Below are 20777 nucleotides of genomic sequence, written 5' to 3' on the forward strand. Positions count from 1 at the left end.
TTTGAACAGCAGGCCGATCCATTTTGGACAGTGCCACTACACCGGCTGAACTAGCTTGTACCAAGTTTTGTACAAGGAATAAAGAGTGGAGCAGGTCAATATCAGTGAACTGAGAGCTAACCTGCTTGATTACCTGAAAAAAGCCCAGCAAGGCCAACCCTTTATCGTGACTTCTAATGGTCAAACACTGGCGACCATCTGCGCCCTCGATGCGTTAAAGAAGTATTCAAGAAAAAACCTGAAGGAAGTGGGTGAAAATGCCATTGCCAACGATATTATCGATCCGTTGGATAAACCCTGGGAAAACCGGCAATGATTTTATTGGGTACCTGTGCCTTTATCTGGGATGCTCGTGCAACACGACAAACTCAGCAAACAGGCAAAGCAAATCATCCAACAGGGTGATCGTAATTTGAGAGAGAGCCTGTTGGTGACAAGCGTTTGGTAATACCTGCTACCGTCAATAGTTTTAACCCGAATTGAGAAAAATCTGTTTTTAATGGTCTATCCTCATGATCCAAACACATGTGGTGGTCTTTTATGGACTTTATATCGTCAAATTTATCGCCTTTAATATCTTCATTGGCACCAGCGGTAAATTCATCCGTTAAAGCTTTTGCTGGCAGTCGATCCGTAGAAGTATTACAAGATCAAGTTAAAAGAATTTTCTTGGGGACGGGTTTGGGACTAGCTCAAACACCCCTGGAGTTATTATTAGCAAGGCCTGTATTAATGGTGGAGAGTAAGTTAACAGGACGAACAGATTTTAACCCCTTTGAAGAAGGTTATATTGAAAAAATGTCTACAAAGGAAATATTCAAAAATGCCTTCATTGAAGAGGCATTATTCAGGGTTGTTTGCCCACGACTTATAAAATTAAACCTACCTTTTGGTACAGGGTATATCCCGGAGATCATCAGTGCTTTTCTATTTGGAGTTGCACATCTTTGCACTCCAAAACCATCTTTTACCCATATATTTATGGCCACTATAGCGGGTTTTAAATTTAACAATATATATAAAAGCCATGGTTTATTATCAGCAACTATTGCTCATGCAGCTCACAATCTCATTACGGTTAAACTACACTGTTATACAAAAAACAGAGATAGATTAGAACAAATGAAACTAACCTTGAATAGAAATGAAACAAGATTAAAACAAATGAAGTTAACATTAAATGATCGTAAGCATGCTGTAAAACAAACCAAAATCAATAGTAATTCAATTAAATCTGAAAACTGTCTAAAACTAAGAAGTGGCAGAGTGATCAAACGATCCAGCCTGGCAGGTATCAACTCCATGAAATTGGCTGTGTCGCATATTGAAAAATAATAAATCCTGTAATGAGATGGTTTGGCTGCAATAAGATCAACCGTTTCATCGATAACCTGCTGTTGAGTGTCTCAATGCAACGATTAATGAAAGCAACCAGAAGCGATGATGGCTGAGAGGCTGTTTTAAAACTACTTAAACCTTCGTAGCATTATGCGAATCATGCATATATAAACGAAGGCTTCTGAACTCCTTGGCAGCTGTTCATAGTCTTTAGATAAACGTCTGGATCCTTCAAACCAGCCAAAGGTTCTCTCCACAACCCAGCGCCTGGCTTGAACGACAAACTTTCCCCGTGGGCGTTTTGTGATTTCAAGTTCCCTTTTGGGTTTGAAGCGATAAAACCACTCTTCAAGGTAACCCCGGTAGCCACAATCAGCCCAGACTTTCCGGATGTTTTTAAAGTATTTCTTAAGGTGAGCCAGTATGAATTGACCTGCAAAACTATCACTAAATGCGGCTGCGTGTACCCATACCACCAGAATCAGGCCAAGAGTATCAACAGCTATATGACGTTTTCTGCCTTTTATTTTCTTCCCGCCATCATAGCCTCGATCCCCCCCTTTTACCGAGGTTTTCACGGATTGGGAGTCAATGCTTGCTGCTGTTGGTTGTGGCTCTTTGCCCGCCTGAATTCGCACCTGGTCACGAAGAGCATCATGCACCTTCTTCCATGTGCCATCTTGTTTCCAGATTCGAAAATAGGTGTAGACAGTACTCCATGGTGGAAAGTCAGAAGGCAGCATTCGCCACTGACAGCCTGTTTTAGTGAGATAGAATATGGCATTCAATATCAGACGATAACTCCAGTCGCGTGGTCGCCCATTTTTTGGAGTATCATAGCCAGGGTCAGGGAATAGAGGCTTGAGGATTGCCCACTCGTCATTGGTCAGGTCGGATGGATACATAATTATCCTCCTTAAACTAATCAGATACTGTAGTTATAGACGACGTTGAGTTTTTTATCCTGAGTTAATGGTCAGTAACTTTTACAACAGTCTCTGAGAAAAATTCAAAGAAAAGTGGATCAGCAGCCTTTATCTGCCCACTGATGACTATCACTTAAAGAACCCCCACCACATCCTCATACAGCTCCCGAAGCGTAACTGAAAACCCGATGGAATGAAGCTGCAAGGTATCGGTCTCCTGCTTCAGGCGGATGATCTCCCAGCCGCTGTCGGTACTCTGGTAGAGATCCACGGCAATCTTATCCTGATGGATCAGTACATACTCCTTCAACCCCTTGATGGCGGTGTAGGCTGCAAGCTTTTCCATCCGGTCTCTTGCCTCGGTGGTGGGGGATAGCACTTCGGCAATCAAGGTTGGCTGATCTTCAACATAGGCGTTCTGGTCAGAATCGTTACAGGCCACCATCACATCCGGATAATAAAAAACATCATTCCCTTTATGGCTGGCATTCACTTTCATATCACTGGAGTAAGCTCTACAGGGGCTGCCCTGCAGGTGAGCACGCAGCAGGGAGGCAAACGCCAGGGTAAGCAGATTGCGCCTGCGGCTGGCACCGGCCATGGCGACGATCAGCCCGTTAACGTATTCATGCCGCTGGTCTGCCTGCTGTTCAAACGCCAGATAGGCTTCCGGTGTCATCAATTGTAACTGCTCGGCCTGAGCCATTCGCTTCTTTCCGTTCTGTTTATGATCCTTACAGAATAATACACATCGGGGAGTAGTTGGCAGTTTTCAGAAAAAGAAAGTGGGCAGAAAAGGAGGTAGAGTGAATTTTCGACGGCCCATGACCTGAAAACGAAAGCACGAATAGTTGGTAATGACCGACGACCTATTGCGTACGACAAACATCAGGATGCCGAGCAATCGTCGGAAAAGTGATTAAACTAGTCTTGTTAGCGTTGTAGATTTTAGCGCCATTGGAGTAAATAAAGATGGAGTCTTCTATGTGGTGGAAGGAGACCTCAATAGCGAACTGATAAAAAATTACTTGCCTTGCGGATGTTATTAACATTAACAGAGTCAGGAGTAGCAAAATGTTCAACTCAGTCGGCTTACCCCCAATACCAACTGTTCCTACGCGTGCATCGATTGAAACAACAACCTGCAACCAGCGAGAATACCAGGATCGAGCTAAAAAAATAGTTAGCGCATGTATTCGTGATCTGGCGTTTGAAATATTAAAACCTGCAGGTCAGTCCAGCACTGCTTTGTCCGATTCAAGCCTGGCCGCGTCACTGGGTATGTTACTGGCAACCATGGATAACAACGATAAGGAAATGATCCTCGACATACCTCAAGGAGAGCTGACACCACAGCTTGATTCGGCAATCCATAATGAACTGGGGCGTCTCAGCAGAAAGCATCCTTTCCGAAAGGACCAGATGCTTTCTATATTGAACTTCATGGCATCCGCACATAATCCGGGCCACGACAAGGGTTTTGTTGATAATCTCATTGAGCACTATAAAGCAGAGCTGCTAACCTCTGATGGCAATAAAAACATAGCTGATGTGACGGATCAATACGTCGAACAAGTTACCGGGGGTGAAATTCCTGGATTGCTGGCAAATCATCCCCTTCGGGATTCGATTGACACTACCATAAACAATGTCGTGTCACTCAAGGCAAAATGGGCTCATGCGTTTAATCCAGGTAACACTGAGTCTCGTCCATTCAGGTGTGCAGACGGGTCCACAATTAACGTCAAAATGATGAGTATAAAGGATCAGATAGGTTACTCTGATGAGCGTAGCCGAAAATTTGAAGCCATTGCCAAACCATTCAAGCAAGGAGAGAATGAGCTTTACCTGGTGGCGATAGCACCGCTTCAAGATTCACCTGACGCCATTGGCAGTATTACTAAAGAGACCATCGATCATCTGATTGACAAATCAATTAACCGCACACCCAGAGAAGTTAAGCTGACGTTCCCTGTAATGAAAATAAACAGTACGAACAGCGATCTGTTGGATCAGATTGGTTCTTTCCGGGGTATAAAAATAACGCCTGACAAATTAAAGAAATTAGGCGGACCGACACCTGACTCTCTCAGTACAAAGCAAACAATCGTGGCCAAAATAGATGAGGAAGGTGCTCGTGTTTCAGTTGCTACTACGACAGCAATAACCACCAGGTCCGTGGGCTCCGAGAGCAATGCTATTGAATTTGATTTTGATAGCCCCGGGCTGGTTTTTATTGTCGATAAGCAAGGCAATCGTGTGCTTGGAGCAGCGGTCAAAAATGGTGATTTTCTGGTTGCTTCGGGTGAAGCAGAAATTTCTGCTGGTGCCAGCTCGAATAGCTTTTCTCATAAAAAGAAAAGAAAGAAACTTACCGATTATTGCATTATGTGTAAAGAGGAGTTTCATGGTATGTGCTTCGAAGGATTTGAAGCGTTGAAACCACAGTTGATGAAATATTTGATAAAACTGGCAGCGGAGAAAAATAAAAATCCAGTTAAAAAAGATTCTTCCCCATCCACGCAGTCTTTTGTAACTGCCCCAAATTTGGTTGGAAATATGACAGAGACATCTCCACAGCCTATTAAAACCAATAAAGAGCTTCCAGGAAATGACTTTTTACCACCAAATGTTGAGCAGTCACAGTCTTTTGACAAGCTGACAAAAGAAGAAAAAGAGAGTCAATTACTAATGGCCTTACAAGAAAAACTCAATGATATTCCTATCAAAGAAGTCATATGGAATGATATCGGTATCGATATTATGGTTAACGACCTGGAAGAAGCAGAAAAAATTAAAGAAAAATTAATTGAAATTATTGGAAAAGAATATCAATATTGTGGAGGTGTTCATGACTTTTCCAATTCTGGTTACAAACCCAGAATCTATGTAGACGCAATGTTTAAGTCAAGAGATATCCTGGTAAATAAGCTATTCCCTGACTACCCAAAAATATCGGAATAGTTCAACCCGTTTGGCAATAAATGAATAGACTGATGACACGGATATTGTCTATACTGGTCGATCACTTATATGAGTTAGTGGAGAGATTCAATGTATAATTCCGGTTTATCTACAAACTTACCCCCAGCTAAAGAACAGTACATAGTTTCAGATGATATGGGAGAAAAATATATTTTAAAGTATGAAGAGGTTAGTTCAGGGGATGGTGGTTCCAGGCAATCAATTTGGTCCAAGTGCTCTTTTCCTGATGGTCATTTGATTACTAAGTTTGGAGATGATTCTGCATTTTATTTACATCGTTTAGAGTTCATTGGAACACCAGTTGGAAAAAGGGATAGTGTTACACTTACCATAATAAGAAATATATTTAACGATGTACTTATTTGAAAATTGGTAAGTTCTCAGAAAGTGCTGACATAAAGCAAAATACACGTCTCTGGCCTATCCTTTTACACCATGAATTTTCCTTTTCCTGCAACCAATGTCCAGCATGACCATCCAGGCCAAAAAGTCTTGGATTATCTTGCTCAGCTCCAGCAGCACAACACATTGCTCAAGGAGTCGCTGGCTTTGTCCCAGAAAGCATTGGCTCTGTCCCAGAAAGAGAACGTTCTCCAGAAGGAGTTGATTGCCAGGCTGCAGGCACAAGGCGTTCAGCAGCAAGAGCAGATCACTCAGCTACAGGAGAAAGTTGAAGCCCTTGAGGCTGAAATCCGCCGTCTTAAAAAGCTGCCTCCCAAGCCTGACATCAAACCAAATACCAAGCCCCCTGATGACTCAGACGGCCCTCCCGGTACTCCACCGGCAACCGGTCAAGGTGATGAAGCTGACCCGGATGATGTCCCAAAACATAAGGTCAGCAAACCGGATGAAAGTACTCGTAATCAGCGCAAGCAACCCACAAAGCCACCTCCTGAAAAGAGCATATGTGTCCCGGCCTGTGGTGTTCCTCCGGGATCTACCTGGAACGGCACTACCCCATTCTATGTACAAGATCTGGTGATCAAGCCAACCAGTGTCGAATATCTGCTTGACCAATGGATAACACCAGACGGGAAAACAGTCACTGCCAAGCCTCCAGCGAATTTGCACGGGCACCATTATGGCCCGACATTGCAAGCCTACATTCTTCACCAGTATTTCGGTTGTGGTGTTACCCAACCGCAGCTGCTGGAATGGCTCTGGGATATTGGCCTCTCCATCTCGCCGGGGGAACTGAGCAACCTGATCACTAAAGGGAATGAGCAGTTTCAAAGTGAGAAGGATGAGATCCTGGTCGCAGGCCTTCGTTGCTCAAGCTACATTCAGACAGACGACACAGGGGCAAGGCATCAAGGACAAAATGGTTACTGCACCATCATCTGTAATGAGTCGTTTGCCTGGTATGCCACCACAGGTAGCAAAAGCCGGGAGAATTTTCTAAGCCTTCTGCACCGGCCTTTTCGGACGTACGCGATGACAGGGAATGCCCTGGACTACCTGAGGACACTCAAATATCCCCAAAAGTGGCTGCGTGTACTCCAGCCATACGTTGGAGTGACTTTCCTGAGTTATGAAGCCTGGAAGGCCTGCATGAAAGAGCATGGCCTGACAGGCAAAAAACGCCTGCAACAAGCCAGTGAAGCCTTGATCTATGCCAGTTTGATAGAACATGGCTTAGGGCATCTGACAACCTTCAGCGATGGCGCACAACAGTTCAATGTGTTCAAACACGCCCAGTGCTGGGTACATGCAGAGCGGTTGCTGTACAAGGTTCATCCTGTCAATGAGCAACAAGCCAGTGCCCAGAAATGGTGCCGGACATGGCTCTGGGCGATTTATGATGATCTGAAAGCCTTCAAGGCTGAGCCTTCCAAAGAGAACGCCATGAAGGGACGACTAGGCTTTTTAGCCCTAATCCAGACACGCACAAATTGCAGGGCTCTCCAGCAAGCGCTCTCAGGCCTTGCTGTCATAGAAAAAGAGCTGTTGCTGGTACTGGAAGACCCAAGCCTTCCGTTACATAACAACCTGAGTGAAAGCCTGATACGAGAATACGTCAAGCGTCGTAAGATTAGCGGCGGCACGCGGAGCGAAGCAGGACGGCAAAGTCGCAACACCTTGCCAGTCTGAAGAAAACGTGTCGCCTGTATGGTCTTTCATTCTGGGACTATCTGACAGACAGGTTAAATGGAGTTAGGCAGTTCCCGAGGCTGGAGAGTTTGATTGAAAAAGCTTCCCAGATTCTATCTTGTGGGCTTTGCAGCAGTTTTTGAGAAATTACGAAAATTGTTTCGATTGCTACCGTGTTTATTTTATTCATGATGCAAGATGATGCCGAGTAATAAATCAAGCCGTCCTTTGCGCCATCAAAAAAACCTTTTGTAATATATGAAGTGTCACAATCAGGGGATAGATATACGGTTATACCTGCACCAAGCAGTGACATTATACCGGGCACAATGCATACAAGCCTCTTATCAAGAGTTCTAAGCCATTGCTCCTCATTTGGAAGGAGGCCTAAAAGTAACAGGCTAGTCCCTAACTTGATCTCTTCATAAACGGCTTGATTTTCATTAGAAATATTTTCATTAATCAGCTTGGTAAGTCCGAAAATAGCATGCTGACCCCCATAATAAACTTGAATATCCATTGTCATAGCAAAAAAATCGACTAACAGTAGTAATAATTTTCAGGCCAAATGTAACACTCTGCATGACCCTATCTGGAACGATAGTTTTAAGTCGGACGACTTAACCTATAGATGCTTTCATTTTTTATCGTCCATGCAGGGAAATACAGAATTGGTAACCTGTGGACAATTGAATGTCACTGTGGTTCCGATATAAAAAATTCACTTAAATTGAAGCGTTGGTACTTAAATACTCTTTGTGACATCCGCGCCATAAAGTACGAAAGTTCCTGGTCACTCAAGAACGTTTATAATTCCTTGCGATACTCACCATCGGTTTGACTGACGGACTCATGTGCTGACCGTTCATCCGGAGTTTTTCAATAACTCGACTCTCAACGGCCTGCTCACTTCTTATGCCCTCAGCTTATAATCAAGGAGCTGTAAAAGTAGGGCAGGATTATGCAGCGTCAAGAATCAATACCTGATCCAGGTTTCGACCTTGGTTTTACCTCCATCAGAGAACCAGAAAGATACTTATGGATAATACTGGAAACCAACGTCTGATAAGGAATACCTTCACGCTGGGCCCGGGACTGAATGGCCAGTAAATCGCGTCGTGAAATACGGATATTGATGCGCTTATCCTTTTTAAAAGTCTCTGCAGCAAAACTCTCCAGTTCTGCTTTGCGTTCTGGGGACAGCGTGGACTGATAGTCTCCTGCTTCCAGAGCATCAAGTAGCGACTGCTCCTCTTGATCCAACGTATTTTTTTTTGTCATGAATCACCTTCCAGGTAATCTCGGGTAAATTTTCGGCTTGGTATCAGGGTCTTCAGAAAGAGCTCCTTTTCATTCTCCACGTAGGGCACCAGCCAGGCGTAGCCCATCACGTTAACAACAAACACCCGCTGGTGCGGGTAGTCAACCTCGTTAGGATGGGCAATATCATCCAGAAGGTCGCCGTTTTGAATATGAAAGATAATTTCTTCAAAGGATTTACCGCGTTGATCAATCAGCTGCTGATTCTTCTCAGCGTTCCAGTTAAAGCATTTCATAGGGTCAGTATAGAGAATGTGTGCACTTTGTCATCAAATATTATCTATTAGCCCAGATTCAGTACATCCTCAACCTTATCCTCAATGCCCCAGAAAAAAAGCTGCAAAAATAGAACAGGGTTAAGTGGTGTCAAGAATCAAGGCCTGACATCGGTTTTTCTCTTCAATTCATCAGGCATGCGGCCACGAATATCGTAGGCTTTAAAGCAGGTTAGCGCTGACATTAACAAATACCCTGAGATAGCATATGTGCTGTTATCAAATTCATGAAAACCATTGTACTTGATACCAGCTGTTTTGTTTCGGCACTTCTCGGTAGTGGCGGCGCCAGCCGGGAGATTCTCAGGCTGTGTCTGAATCGCCAGTTGAATCCTCTGATGGGCAATGCCCTTTAACGGACAGCGGAACACGGACAACGGCTTTCAAGATACTTCATCCAGAATAGAAAGGCCGGAAAGGGAAAGCAACCGTTTGGTCAGTTCAACAATCTTAACTGGCTGTCCCATATTCAGCACTGGAGCGCTGAACATAGGCAAACAAAATGGTAAAAAACTTCCGAAAATAGCGGGCCTCAATGGGGTCAAGCAGTTCACGAAGGCGCGAATCACTGGGAACTTGCTCAACACCATAAAGGGATTTCAGGTTATGGAGCTTATCAGCATCATTCAGGCAGTCCTGGTCAAACTTAAGCAACGATGGATATTTCAGATGCATGACAGCAAGACCGCACATGACGGCATCATGCAGAGAGATTTTCGCATGGTTGTTTTTTGGTCGAAAATCCGGAATCTTTGCCGCTTCTTTCGAGACCAGCGAGATCAATTTTTCAGCAAGCGCTTTATTCTTTGATAGAGGCACAATAACACGACAGAAATAGTATATATGCCAAATAAAATACTAAAAGTCTGCGATTGCAGGAATAGCTACTTTCCCTCTAACCCTTGATATCATTGATGGTAATCAATTTATCGGGAATTGCTGACAATGGATGGAAGCTGCTGGCAGTGACGTACTGCGCCAAGATTACAGAGGTTGGTTCAAAGAATATCATCCCGTTTCCTGTGCAGAAGAATAATATTGTATGAAATTACCAGTCAATATCAGACTTTCACCCATTTGTGTTCGCACCCATTGATTCGAGTACGAGGGTCCTTAAGGTCAGTGAGGAAAATCATGAGAGGGGCAGGATTAAGCATCGGGTGTCGTAAAATTGGGCAACTATAAACCTATATTTCAGGTGATTGAAGCAATTAGGTGGTTGAAACTGGATTGTTAAATGCGAATGAGAATACTCATGCGTAAGCCCTGATATATGACCCCGGTTTTTCTAGCTCAAGGTCGAACTTAATGCTGACTCGCGTTGATACAAATCAGTTTTGAGTACTTTTCAATAGCATCAAAATCACGATCTCTGTGTAAGAGAGGGAGAGTATAATGAATCGCGGTGACAGCAATGAGACAATCCATACTTTTACGAATAGTAATACCTTTCTTTCTGGCCTTTCTATACAGCATGGCAGAATCAATAAACAGCTGATCTGATATCGAGTAACTGGACAGCGAAGAAAGGTAACTTTCCGTTTTTTTGCATGTCTTGTCTGCCCGAATCCCCTGCAGTACTTCCATAAGTATCACCGGGCAGGTGGCAACCCGACCATCTTGTAACAACTTCACAAGATAGTGCACCTGCGGGTTATCATCATCATTGAAAAAATCAACCCAAACGCTGGTATCAACCATAATATCCATTCAGCGGGTTTCTCTCATATCATCAAGATTCCCCACCCAGGCGACCTTCCCTTTTAACGACAGGATTTGTTTCTGCTTTTCCCTGCGAACCAGCTCCTGTAAGGCATAGTTCACAAGCTCACGCCGCGAGCCAAGGCCGGAAAGCTCAAGGGCTTCACGCATCAAATCTTGATCAATGACGATATTAGTTCTTGCATTCGAGGGCATAAATACACCTTTTTAGATAATAATGGTGTGCTTATAGTAGTCCGCCAAAAAATAGCAAGCAACTATCTCCCTCACAACTCGCAACCCATAACTCATCACGCCCGCCCATACGTATCCTCATACCGCACAATATCATCCTCACCCAGATACCCGTTTGACAACATGGCCGGTAAACTCATTTACCAGCTGAGCGTCAAGAATCAAGACCCCGGATTCCTCCGTATGATTATTGACAAAACGTGATCTATTAACCATTTTGTATGTACATAAGGCACACAATTATAATATAAAAGTATTGGCTCTTCAGGGATAACTGTGGGTAGAAATCAACAAATTTGAAAAAAAAAAGCACCAGCGGCTGATTTCAGGTATGTTTTTATTTGCAGACAAAAACAAGAAGAAACGCCGCTGATGCTGATAAAAACTATCCTCAATAAAGTTCATAAACTCAAGTCATTTGTTTATCAGGATGTAAAACTCGGTCTCTATCAAGGCTCTGAAGTATTCAATGTCATCGTGGCCCCACGCAAGAACGGCCATGCTATTTGCTCAGGATGTCAGCAACCAGCTCCGGGCTATGACCGTCTTGCTGAACGTCGTTTCGAGTTTGTCCCTCTCTGGGGAATCAGGGTTTTTCTGCTCTACAAAATGCGTAGGGTTGAATGCAAGACATGTGGCGTAAAGGTTGAGCAGGTTCCATGGGCTGAAGGCAAGAAGGAACTCACCAAAGTTTACATGCAGTTTCTGGCAAACTGGGCTAGAAAGCTCTCCTGGAAGGAGGTCGCCCGTACTTTCAATACCTCGTGGGAGAAGGTCTTCCATGCTGTTGAGTATGTGGTTGAGTGGGGCAAGAAGCATCGTTCACTTGATAATATCAAGGCCATTGGTGTTGATGAGGTGGCGTATCAGATCGGCCATAAATACTTGACTGTTGTCTACCAATTGATCGCGACTGTACACGGCTACTATGGGTTGGTCAGGAGCGTACCGAAGCTACGATTCGCAGCTTCTTCGCTTTCCTGGGTACACAGCGTAGCCAGCGGTTGGAGTATGTCTGTTCTGATATGTGGCAACCCTACGTAAAAGCGATTGCGGTGTTTGCCAGCCAAGCATTACATATTCTGGATCGCTTTCATATCGTTGCCATGCTGAATAAGGCCATTGATGAAGTCAGGGCCACGGAACACAAACAGCTTCAGGCAGATGGTTATGAACCGGTGCTGAAAAAAACACGCTGGTGTCTGCTCAAGCGAAAAGAGAACCTGACCGAGAAAGAAGAGATCAAGCTGAACACAGTGCTTCAGACAACCTCAAAAGTGTCAGAGCCTATCTTCTCAGAGAAGAGTTCCAAGTGTTCTGGGACTACATTTCACCACACTGGGCAGGAAAATACCTGGACCGGTGGTGTACAAGAGTGATGCGATCAAAGATAGAACCGATGAAGAAAGTTGCTAAAACTGTTCGACGACACAAGCCACTTATCCTGAACTGGTTCAAGGCGAAAAAGGCGTATTCCAGCGGTATCGTTGAGGGTCTGAACACCAAGATAAAACTCACTACGAGAAAATCATACGGTTTCAGAACCTACAGATGTGCGGAAATTGCGTTATATCATGCGCTTGGCAAGTTACCTGAACCGGAAATGACCCACAGATTTTACTGACGAGGCCTTTTTTTGAGTGCCAGGTTGAGGATATTCTTTCTGATTTTTCTCGGTGTCAGGCATCAACAATGTTGAACCATCAGTAAGCAGTACACGACGTTGATGCCATAGCCATGATTCTGGTGAGGCGTGATCAAGGCTATTGCCAGATATGCGCAGCAAACCTCTTACGGATGCTTCACTCAACCGTTGCCTCGCTTTGCAATATGCGCTGGTGTCAGTGTTGGGCACTTTCTTCTTGTTGCCCCTGACGACCTGGTCTCTCGCTTCATCAATGAGGGCGTGGCGACATGACTTGGTGTCACTGGCCACCTGTCGCATGAACAAGGTTAATGTTTTGATGGGTGGAAAGTCCCTTACCCTGTAGCCGGGGTAACAATTCTGAAAAGAGTTAAGGTCATCAGAGGTAAGGATTGATGAAAATTCATCACTTTCAGTCTGTGCAAATTGGTGAAGGCATTCATCTGCGAGGGACAGAAACTCTTGGCTACACTTGTTCATGGTTTGCTCGGAAGGGAAATATTTAGGTTTGTGACTTTTTATAGTCGCTTCTTTCCGAGTAAGCCTTGAATTATCAAGGGCTGAGGCCTTAAGTCAGTGCCATTGGAGTCTGCCCCCCGTTTGGACGCTTACGGTGGAACAGGGCATTTTGCTTCTGGAACCATCCATTGCCCTGAGTGCTGTGTGAAAAAACCGGATAGCAAAAATCCCCAGTACTACCATCAGTTGCTGGCTTGCTGTCTGGTTAAACCGGGTAAGAAGGAAGTACTACCTTTGATGCCGGAACCCATCATTCAGCAGGTAGATGCCTCAAAAAACGACTGTGAGCAAACAGCTCTCAAAAGACTTCTGGCGAACATTGCCAGAGAGCACCCGCACCTGAAACTGGTGCTCAACTTTGACGATTTATACTCCGATGGACCCACGATAAAGCTGGTTAAATCCTATAACTACAGCTTCATCATGGTTGCGAAGGACACCAGTCACCTATCACTTTATGAAGCAGTGGATGAGCTGGACATAGCGAACAAAGTTGTTCGCCATGGGTATACCGACGAAGATGGCTATCGACACTGGTTCCGGTTTGTCAATGGAGTTCCCATCAATAAGTCTCATAAAGAGATATTGGTCAACTACCTTGAGTACGTAGAAATCAGTCCCAAAGGAAAGAAATACACCAACACCTGGGTTACTGATATTTACATTACCCTTGAAAACGTGACCAAAGTCATGCGAGGAGCACGCGCCAAGTGGAAAATTGAGAACGAAACGTTTAACACACTGAAAACACAAGGGTACAACCTGGAACACAATTACGGGCACGGAGAGATGCATCTGGCGACAAACTTTGCCAGCTTGACATTTACCGCTTTTCTCATTGATCAGATAGAGCAGCTTGCCTGCCCTCTTTTCCAAAAAGCGTTGTCGGTATCGAAATCAAAAAAATCGCTCTGGCATGGGATAAGGGGGCTGTTTGACTGGTTTATTATCGACTCATGGACGGAACTGTTAACAGCAATAACTGTGGGTAAGAGTATCAGCCTGAAAACGCTTATGGTGGATACAACTTAGCCTCTCAATATTCTTGGTACGCCCGGCATGGGCATGAACTGATGGGGTGAAAGTCCCCTGTGGGAGAACCTACATCTGACTGGCGGTAAAGACGCCTGCTGATGACAACCACTAGCTTAAGGCAAGTGCAGTCCCGCGAGGGGCTGTGCGGAGGCAGTCTGAGTGCAAAGGTGCGAGCCGACGTACAGAAATCGCATACAAGGCTGAGTCTCTGGGCGAGTGAGCCAAGGATCACAAAGCCCTCTGGTTCGTGAGACACGGTAAATGCGGCGGTTGTGCACTGAAAGTCCATGTTCTTATCCGGGGAGATCTGTTCAACATGCGATTGGTAAGTTCCCAGTTCTCAGCCACTGGTTACAACAGGCTCGGCGAACAGTGACTCATCATCCTGTTCGAGCAAACCCGATGGCAACCAATAGCGCCAGCAGAGGCAACTCCGCGTGGTGATTGGACAGAAGTCAGCAGAGGCCATAGTAGCTGTACGACAAAAGTCATTAATGGACGGGAAGTCGTCAGCGAAGGGCCGAACATCGATGACAAAGAGGAGACTGATTCCCTCAGGGCGATGCAGCCGTCCGGCGACTCACCGTACCTGGCGACAGAATCTTTGACCAGCTTTGAACCATGATCTACTAAATTGCGTACTTGAACCGGCTAATCTGGCAAGCGCATGGAAACAGGTCAGAAGCAACAAGGGTGCTCCGGGTATCGATGGAGTCACCATTGAAGCTTATCCAGACTTTGCCAAACAGCATTGGCCTTCAGTGCGTCAAGCCTTATTGGACGGAACCTATCAGCCGTCACCCGTGCGCCGGCATGTAATAGAAAAGCCGGACGGCGGTGAACGCTTCTGGGAATCCCAACCGTGATCGACAGGGTCATACAGCAGGCCATTGTGCAGGTGCTGACGCCTGTCTTTGACCCGGGATTTTCCCCAAACAGCTTTGGCTACCGACCGGGACGGTCAGCACACGACGGAGTTCGTCAGGTTAAGCAGTTGATCAACGGGGGGCTACATTACGCCGTTGACGTTGATCTGAGTAAATTCTTTGATACGGTTAATCACGACGTTTTGATGTCGAGGGTCTCCCGTAAGGTCCGCGACAAACGCCTTCTGAAACTGATTGGTCGCTACCTGCGCTCCGGAGTCATGATTGAGGGCAATGTCTACCCGACCAGGGTTGGCATGCCACAGGGTGGGCCTTTATCACCCTTGCTGTCTAATGTGGTCCTCGACGAACTCGACAAGGAGCTTGAATATCGGGGTCATTGCTTTGCAAGATACTGTGATGATTTTGTGATTCTCGTCAAAAGTCAGCGTGCAGGGGATCGGGTGATGCACAGCATTACCCAATTCATTGAACGCAAATTGAAACTGAAGATTAACTCCCGGAAAAGTAAAGTTGTGAAAGCAACAGAAAGCGAATTCCTGAGTTTCACCTTCACAGGGAAGAAAGTTCGCTGGGCCCAGAAGTGTCTGGACCGATTCAAATACCGGATACTCAAGTTGACCAGTCGTCGCTGGGGTGTCTCAATGCAACATCGGTTACGCAAATTGGCGCAATATATCCGGGGTTGGATGGGGTATTTCCGGTTATCGGAATATTACCGACCAATTCCCCTGCTGGATCAATGGATACGTCGGCGAATCCGTTGCTGTTTTCTGAAGCAATGGCGCAAGCCGAAAACCCGTTTTAAGCATCTGGTCAGGTTAGGCGTTGATAAAGTGAACGCCGCCAAGATCGCAGCCAGCAGCAAAGGGTATTACCGTCTGAGTAAAACTTATGCGGTACAACAGGCACTGAATAACAATTACCTCGCGAAAATTGGGCTTGTTTCATTGAAAGACTTATGGATCAGGTTTCACCATCATCGTTGAACCGCCCGGTGCGGACCCGCATGCCGGGTGCTGTGGGGAGGGCTGGAGAAAGACCAGCCCTTACCCGATTGTTTTCAGTGTTCGGTGTGTCTACAAAGTAATCAGGAACTCTGTTTTCATACGGAGTGGGGTATTTCATCCGTAAATATTATGCTTGGATAATACAATGTTATACGACTTAAGGCGTATGGTTGTCGGGAATTGCTGGTGGGTAGTGGGCAGTGGGCAGAAAAAGAAGGTTGCTTACGCTTTTTCTTTTTTCTTTTTTCTTTTTCTGCCCACTGCCAACTTTTCTTTCCTCTGTTCTTGCTTTTTTCTGTCGATTCCTGTTTTATATGTGGCGGTTCGAGACCTTGAACGTACTACTAGCGATTTGTCGTATATTTTGTGTTTGCATGATTTTTATGTATCCTCATGCGGCATGAGTGGGGAGATTAAAGGGGCTTGAAAAGACCCGTTGATGTGGTAAGATATTGAAATGAAAAGGGTTTGCATCTTTTCTTCCCTTTTCAGGTGTTCGTTGAAATGTTTTTTTGAGAGATGTGTATCTCTTTATCTCGGGCGCTGATTGTTTTTGTGCTCGATAAGCCGAAATGCTTTTCAGGTCGGTTAATGATGATTATAATTCACCGGCACTGCAATCCAGAGTGATAGTGATTTAGGCCAGTAGTTCAATTGGTAGAGCACCGGTCTCCAAAACCGGGGGTTGGGGGTTCGATTCCCTCCTGGCCTGCCATTTCCAATGATCAAGCTCCTGGGGTGCTTGTTCTCAGAGGTCTTTTTAAAGATCTTTTCAAGAAAGCCTGGATAGAGAAAATCAAGCTGATGAGTGGAAATTCTGAAATTGCGACTCCGGGTCGTCTGGATGGTCTCAAATGGGGCCTTGTGGCGGTTCTGGTCGCTGTTGGTGTTTACGGTAATTATTACTTCTCTGCTGAGTCGCTCCTTCTCAGGGTTGTCGGTCTGCTGGTAATCGCGGCGGTTGCCGGGTTTGTTGCTCTGCAGACGGTAAAGGGTGGTGCCTTCTGGACGTTGCTGAAGGATGCCAAAACCGAGATTCGCAAGGTTGTCTGGCCTACTCGTCAGGAGACGGTGCAAACTACTTTGGTGGTGGTTGCTGTCGTGTTAGTGATGGGCCTTATTTTGTGGGGGCTCGATTCTCTGCTAGGCTGGATGATCAGCAGCCTGATTTGATAGGGACAGGACATGGCGAAACGATGGTATGTGGTTCATGCCTACTCTGGATACGAGAAGCAGGTGTTGCGCTCTCTGAATGAGCGTATCAAGCGTCTTGGTATGGAAGAGTATTTTGGCGAAATTCTGGTGCCTACCGAGGAAGTGGTAGAGATTAAAAACGGCCAGAAGCGCAAGAGTGAAAGAAAATTCTTTCCGGGCTATGTGTTAGTCCAGATGGAAATGAACGAAGACTCGTGGCATCTGATTAAAGATACGCCGCGGGTTATGGGCTTTATCGGTGGTACCGCCGACAAGCCTGCGCCGATCACTGAAAAAGAAGCGGATGCGATTCTTCGTCGTGTGCACGAAGGTGCTGAGGCTCCAAGGCCCAAGACTCTGTTTGAGCCGGGTGAGATGGTTCGTGTTATCGAAGGTCCTTTTGCCGACTTTAATGGCGTGGTGGAAGGCGTTAACTACGAGAAGAGTCGTCTCCAGGTGGCGGTAATGATTTTTGGTCGCTCAACGCCGGTCGAGCTTGAGTTTGGCCAGGTTGAAAAAGTGTAAGCTGATCGAATTGATACCATAACCCCGTTTGCCAGCTCTGGTGGCGGGGTTTTGTGTTTTTGGGGGTTGGGCTTGCATCCTCCCTTATTGTTCGGGCGGAAAACGATAATTGTGTAAATTGCAATTATCTTACGTGTTTTTGCGCTGGTGCTTTCGGGATGATTTCTGTAAACTACCGCGCTTTGTAAACGGGTAGCCGTGGAATTTGATGTTTTTTCGGGATTTCTTGTAAAGGAGTCTGGGATAGAGCGTCAAATGAGGCAGTGACCCACGTAGAGGTTAACAATGGCCAAGAAAGTACAAGCTTATATTAAGCTTCAAGTGCCTGCTGGACAGGCGAACCCATCCCCACCTGTTGGTCCTGCTCTGGGTCAGCACGGTGTAAACATCATGGAATTCTGTAAGGCGTTCAACGCAAGCACCCAGAAAATGGATGCTGGCATGCCGATTCCTGTTGTTATTACTGTATACAGTGATCGCAGTTTCACTTTCGAAACCAAGACTCCGCCTGCTTCTGTTCTGCTGATGAAGACTCTGAAGCTGAAGAAGGGTTCTGGCCGTCCAAATACCGAGAAGGTCGGTACTGTGACTCGCGAGCAACTGCTTGAAGTTGCCAAGATCAAAGAGCCTGATCTGACAGCTGCTGACGAAGACGCAGCGGTACGTACCATTGCTGGTTCAGCTCGTTCCATGGGTCTGATCGTGGAGGGTGTTGAGTAATGGCTAAGATGTCAAAGCGTGCCAAGCTGATTGCTGAAAAGATCGACTCTACCAAGTCTTACGGCTTTGAAGAAGCCGCCAGCCTGCTGAAAGAGATCTCCAGCGTCAAGTTCAAGGAAACGATCGAAGTTTCTGTCAACCTGGGTGTGGATCCTCGTAAATCTGACCAGGTAGTTCGTGGTTCTACCGTACTGCCTAACGGTACCGGTAAAGACGTTCGCGTCGCTGTGTTCACCCAGGGTGCTAACGCTGAAGCCGCTAAAGAAGCGGGAGCTGAAGTGGTTGGTATGGAAGACCTGGCTGAGCAGGTTAAAGCGGGTCAAATGGACTTCGACGTAGTGATCGCCTCTCCTGATGCGATGCGCGTTGTTGGTCAGCTGGGCCAGATTCTGGGTCCACGCGGCCTGATGCCTAACCCTAAGGTTGGTACTGTAACACCTAACGTTGCTGAAGCGGTTAAGAACGCCAAGGCTGGTCAGGTTCGTTTTCGTACTGACAAGAACGGTATCATCCACGCTGGCGTTGGTAAGATCGACTTTGACGCAGCTGCCCTGAAGCAGAACGTTGAAGCTCTGCTGGTTGATCTGAAGAAGCTGAAGCCTTCTTCCAGCAAAGGCGTTTACATGAAGAAAGTTACCCTGTCCTCTACCATGGGTCCGGGTCTGACTATCGACATGTCTTCTCTTTCCGCTTAAGACTGTCTGCTAAAGCCTGTCTGCGTAAGCGATAGAAAGAATTACAGAAATCTGGATTGTCAGATTTCTGGCTGGTGCAAGCCAGTCGCAACCCTCTTTGGGGTCCCTGCTTTCATGGCGGGGGTCGTCAAAGATCGCAGGTGTCCAGCGCCGTGCCTGTTTTTTCAGGGGCCTTTCTTCGGAAAGGGTTATAGGCGGAGGACTTAATGTCCTGCGTAGACGGTGAGTATGCGTTTTATCCAAAACGGTATACACCCATCACCGTATTGTAAGCGCTTAATGATTTATCTCGAATAAATCATAAGTGAAACTACATAAGTTTGGAGTAAAGCCCATGGCGTTAGGACTCGAAGACAAGAAGGCTATTGTGGCCGAAGTCAGCGAGGCTGCACAAAGCGCTCTGTCGGCTGTAATCGCGGACTACCGTGGTCTTACTGTTAGTCAAATGACTGCTCTGCGTAAGCAGGCTCGTGAAGGTGGCGTCTACCTGAAGGTAGTTCGTAACACCCTGGCCAAGCGCGCTGTAGAAGGTACTGAGCTTCAGTGCCTGCAGGAAGTTCTGGTAGGCCCTACTGTGCTTGCTTTCTCTATGGAAGATCCGGGTGCCGCCGCGCGTCTGATGAAGGATTTTGCCAAAGAGAACAAAGAGCTGGATATCAAAGCCCTGTCTATTTCCGGACAGTTGCTGGGCGCAGAACAGATCGATGTTCTGGCCAAGATGCCTACTCTGGATCAGGCTCGCGCAATGCTGATGAGCGTAATGATCGCACCGGTAACCAAGCTGGCAAGAACTCTGAACGAGATTCCTGCAAGCATTACCCGTGTTGTGGCAGCTGTTGCCGACGAGAAGAAGAAAGCCGCTTAATCCTTGCCGGATTGGTTTTCTTGCTTTTTTGCTTAAACAAATTCCGGGGCTGGCTGTTTGTTTGCCCCAACCAAGATTTTTGGAGATATAGAGATGGCTCTGTCCAAAGAAGATATCCTGAATGCAATCGCTGAAATGTCTGTAATGGACGTTGTTGAACTGGTTTCCGCTATGGAAGAAAAGTTCGGCGTTTCTGCTGCTGCTGTTGCTGCTGTTGCTGCTGCTCCTGCTGAAGCTGCTGCCGCTGCTGAAGAAAAAACTGAGTTCGACGTAATCCTGACTGACGCTGGCGAGAAGAAAGTTAACGTCATCAAGGTAGTACGTGCTGCTACTGGCCTGGGTCTGAAAGAAGCCAAGGCTGTTGTAGACGGCGCTCCAGCTCCTCTGAAAGAAGGCGCTTCTAAAGAAGAAGCTGAAGAGCTGAAGAAGCAGCTGGAAGAAGCTGGTGCTAAAGTAGAAATCAAGTAATTTCTACAAAAGCATTGCATAATCCCGGGTCTGTTGCATAATAGATTCAGGTGGCTGGTGCCCGCGAGGGTGCCGGCCTTTTTTCCGTTGTATGAGCTATATCGTCTGAGTAACTGTATTTGCACGTAGATCCTGTTCTATATCATGAAACTTCCCATTCTTTTCAGTCTTTATGGCTGAACGGGATTCTTCGTGATGTTGATCGGGGTATTGCTGTTTTGGCAGATCGTTGTGGCAGAGGTATGGATCTGGAAAAGTCGTCACAGAAACTGATCAATCTGGAGAAGGCTTTTTGTGATGGTGTAAAACGTTTAAATACAGGG

At 46.0% G+C, this 20777-nt stretch carries 23 protein-coding genes, 1 tRNA gene and 1 pseudogene; 16 read left to right on the forward strand and 9 right to left on the reverse strand.

All coding sequences use genetic code 11. From position 1 onward, the window contains the following. Positions 1 to 85: 85 nt before the first annotated feature. Complete coding sequence (locus tag O3276_RS17880) at positions 86 to 316, forward strand: type II toxin-antitoxin system Phd/YefM family antitoxin (protein ID WP_269672556.1); 231 nt, start codon at positions 86 to 88, stop codon at positions 314 to 316. Positions 317 to 540: 224 nt separating this feature from the next. Further along, positions 541 to 1335 carry a CPBP family intramembrane glutamic endopeptidase gene (locus tag O3276_RS17885; protein ID WP_269672557.1) on the forward strand — a complete coding sequence of 265 codons (795 nt, stop codon included), beginning with the start codon at positions 541 to 543 and terminating at the stop codon, positions 1333 to 1335. A 131-nt stretch (positions 1336 to 1466) separates the two neighbouring features. Here O3276_RS17885 and O3276_RS17890 read toward each other — a convergent pair whose 3' ends face one another. Beyond that, positions 1467 to 2243, reverse strand: coding sequence for an IS5 family transposase (locus O3276_RS17890; protein ID WP_269671653.1), 777 nt, complete (start codon positions 2241 to 2243; stop codon positions 1467 to 1469). A gap of 154 nt (positions 2244 to 2397) precedes the next feature. Continuing rightward, positions 2398 to 2970, reverse strand: a complete 573-nt coding sequence (locus O3276_RS17895) for a Uma2 family endonuclease (RefSeq protein ID WP_269672558.1) — start codon at positions 2968 to 2970, stop codon at positions 2398 to 2400. A gap of 368 nt (positions 2971 to 3338) precedes the next feature. Here O3276_RS17895 and O3276_RS17900 point away from each other — a divergent pair, with 368 nt between their 5' ends. From O3276_RS17900 to O3276_RS17910, 3 genes are all read left to right on the forward strand, one after another. Then, positions 3339 to 5228 carry a serpin family protein gene (locus tag O3276_RS17900; RefSeq protein WP_269672559.1) on the forward strand — a complete coding sequence of 630 codons (1890 nt, stop codon included), beginning with the start codon at positions 3339 to 3341 and terminating at the stop codon, positions 5226 to 5228. Between the two features lie 90 nt (positions 5229 to 5318). Next, complete coding sequence (locus O3276_RS17905; protein WP_269672560.1) at positions 5319 to 5615, forward strand: hypothetical protein; 297 nt, start codon at positions 5319 to 5321, stop codon at positions 5613 to 5615. A 126-nt stretch (positions 5616 to 5741) separates the two neighbouring features. Then, positions 5742 to 7340: an IS66 family transposase gene (locus tag O3276_RS17910; protein WP_269672561.1), complete on the forward strand. Its 1599-nt coding sequence runs from the start codon at positions 5742 to 5744 to the stop codon at positions 7338 to 7340. Between the two features lie 37 nt (positions 7341 to 7377). Here the strand turns inward: O3276_RS17910 and O3276_RS17915 are convergent, their stop codons facing one another. The 6 genes from O3276_RS17915 to O3276_RS17940 form a co-directional block, all read right to left on the reverse strand. Next, complete coding sequence (locus tag O3276_RS17915; protein ID WP_269672562.1) at positions 7378 to 7860, reverse strand: hypothetical protein; 483 nt, start codon at positions 7858 to 7860, stop codon at positions 7378 to 7380. Positions 7861 to 8309: 449 nt separating this feature from the next. Beyond that, complete coding sequence (locus O3276_RS17920; RefSeq protein WP_269672563.1) at positions 8310 to 8621, reverse strand: CopG family antitoxin; 312 nt, start codon at positions 8619 to 8621, stop codon at positions 8310 to 8312. Then, positions 8618 to 8896 carry a hypothetical protein gene (locus tag O3276_RS17925; RefSeq protein WP_269672564.1) on the reverse strand — a complete coding sequence of 93 codons (279 nt, stop codon included), beginning with the start codon at positions 8894 to 8896 and terminating at the stop codon, positions 8618 to 8620. Before O3276_RS17925 ends, O3276_RS17920 begins: the two co-directional genes overlap by 4 nt. Before the next feature lie 489 nt (positions 8897 to 9385). Further along, positions 9386 to 9754 carry a hypothetical protein gene (locus O3276_RS17930; protein ID WP_269672565.1) on the reverse strand — a complete coding sequence of 123 codons (369 nt, stop codon included), beginning with the start codon at positions 9752 to 9754 and terminating at the stop codon, positions 9386 to 9388. A gap of 486 nt (positions 9755 to 10240) precedes the next feature. Beyond that, positions 10241 to 10645 carry a type II toxin-antitoxin system VapC family toxin gene (vapC, locus tag O3276_RS17935; protein ID WP_269672566.1) on the reverse strand — a complete coding sequence of 135 codons (405 nt, stop codon included), beginning with the start codon at positions 10643 to 10645 and terminating at the stop codon, positions 10241 to 10243. Beyond that, positions 10646 to 10852 (reverse strand): type II toxin-antitoxin system VapB family antitoxin, encoded by a 207-nt coding sequence (locus O3276_RS17940; RefSeq protein WP_257263408.1) that lies wholly within the window; start codon positions 10850 to 10852, stop codon positions 10646 to 10648. A gap of 411 nt (positions 10853 to 11263) precedes the next feature. Here O3276_RS17940 and O3276_RS25865 point away from each other — a divergent pair, with 411 nt between their 5' ends. Together O3276_RS25865 and O3276_RS25870 are read left to right on the forward strand one after the other, a co-directional pair. Next, positions 11264 to 11935 carry a hypothetical protein gene (locus tag O3276_RS25865; RefSeq protein ID WP_442876533.1) on the forward strand — a complete coding sequence of 224 codons (672 nt, stop codon included), beginning with the start codon at positions 11264 to 11266 and terminating at the stop codon, positions 11933 to 11935. Further along, a pseudogene (locus O3276_RS25870) lies at positions 11851 to 12515 on the forward strand (transposase). Before O3276_RS25865 ends, O3276_RS25870 begins: the two are co-directional and overlap by 85 nt. Here the strand turns inward: O3276_RS25870 and O3276_RS17950 are convergent. Continuing rightward, positions 12480 to 13016 (reverse strand): hypothetical protein, encoded by a 537-nt coding sequence (locus tag O3276_RS17950; RefSeq protein ID WP_269672567.1) that lies wholly within the window; start codon positions 13014 to 13016, stop codon positions 12480 to 12482. The pseudogene O3276_RS25870 and the gene O3276_RS17950 sit on opposite strands and share 36 nt — an antisense overlap. Positions 13017 to 13112: 96 nt before the next feature. On the opposite strand from O3276_RS17950, the gene O3276_RS17955 reads away from it, so the two are divergent. From O3276_RS17955 to rplL, 9 genes are all read left to right on the forward strand, one after another. Next, the gene (locus O3276_RS17955) at positions 13113 to 14087 is read left to right on the forward strand and encodes a hypothetical protein (RefSeq protein ID WP_269672568.1); all 975 of its coding nucleotides are present in this window, start codon (positions 13113 to 13115) and stop codon (positions 14085 to 14087) included. Between the two features lie 856 nt (positions 14088 to 14943). Further along, complete coding sequence (gene ltrA / locus O3276_RS17960) at positions 14944 to 15966, forward strand: group II intron reverse transcriptase/maturase (protein ID WP_442876606.1); 1023 nt, start codon at positions 14944 to 14946, stop codon at positions 15964 to 15966. Positions 15967 to 16626: 660 nt separating this feature from the next. Next, positions 16627 to 16702 (forward strand) — tRNA-Trp (locus tag O3276_RS17965). Positions 16703 to 16791: 89 nt separating this feature from the next. Further along, positions 16792 to 17160, forward strand: a complete 369-nt coding sequence (gene secE / locus O3276_RS17970; protein WP_269672570.1) for a preprotein translocase subunit SecE — start codon at positions 16792 to 16794, stop codon at positions 17158 to 17160. A 12-nt stretch (positions 17161 to 17172) separates the two neighbouring features. Then, complete coding sequence (nusG, locus tag O3276_RS17975; RefSeq protein WP_101748382.1) at positions 17173 to 17706, forward strand: transcription termination/antitermination protein NusG; 534 nt, start codon at positions 17173 to 17175, stop codon at positions 17704 to 17706. A gap of 285 nt (positions 17707 to 17991) precedes the next feature. After that, positions 17992 to 18426, forward strand: a complete 435-nt coding sequence (gene rplK / locus O3276_RS17980; RefSeq protein WP_020581778.1) for a 50S ribosomal protein L11 — start codon at positions 17992 to 17994, stop codon at positions 18424 to 18426. Continuing rightward, entirely contained in the window at positions 18426 to 19121 is a 696-nt protein-coding gene (rplA, locus tag O3276_RS17985; protein ID WP_269672571.1) for a 50S ribosomal protein L1, read from the forward strand. The genes rplK and rplA overlap by 1 nt, the downstream gene beginning before the upstream one ends. Positions 19122 to 19455: 334 nt before the next feature. Further along, the gene (gene rplJ / locus O3276_RS17990) at positions 19456 to 19986 is read left to right on the forward strand and encodes a 50S ribosomal protein L10 (protein ID WP_101748379.1); all 531 of its coding nucleotides are present in this window, start codon (positions 19456 to 19458) and stop codon (positions 19984 to 19986) included. A 93-nt stretch (positions 19987 to 20079) separates the two neighbouring features. Then, a complete protein-coding gene (gene rplL / locus O3276_RS17995) occupies positions 20080 to 20454 on the forward strand; it encodes a 50S ribosomal protein L7/L12 (RefSeq protein WP_269676013.1) in 375 nt (124 codons plus the stop codon). Positions 20455 to 20777 lie beyond the last annotated feature (323 nt).

Source organism: Endozoicomonas sp. GU-1 (genome assembly GCF_027366395.1).
Classification (GTDB): Bacteria; Pseudomonadota; Gammaproteobacteria; order Pseudomonadales; family Endozoicomonadaceae; genus Endozoicomonas.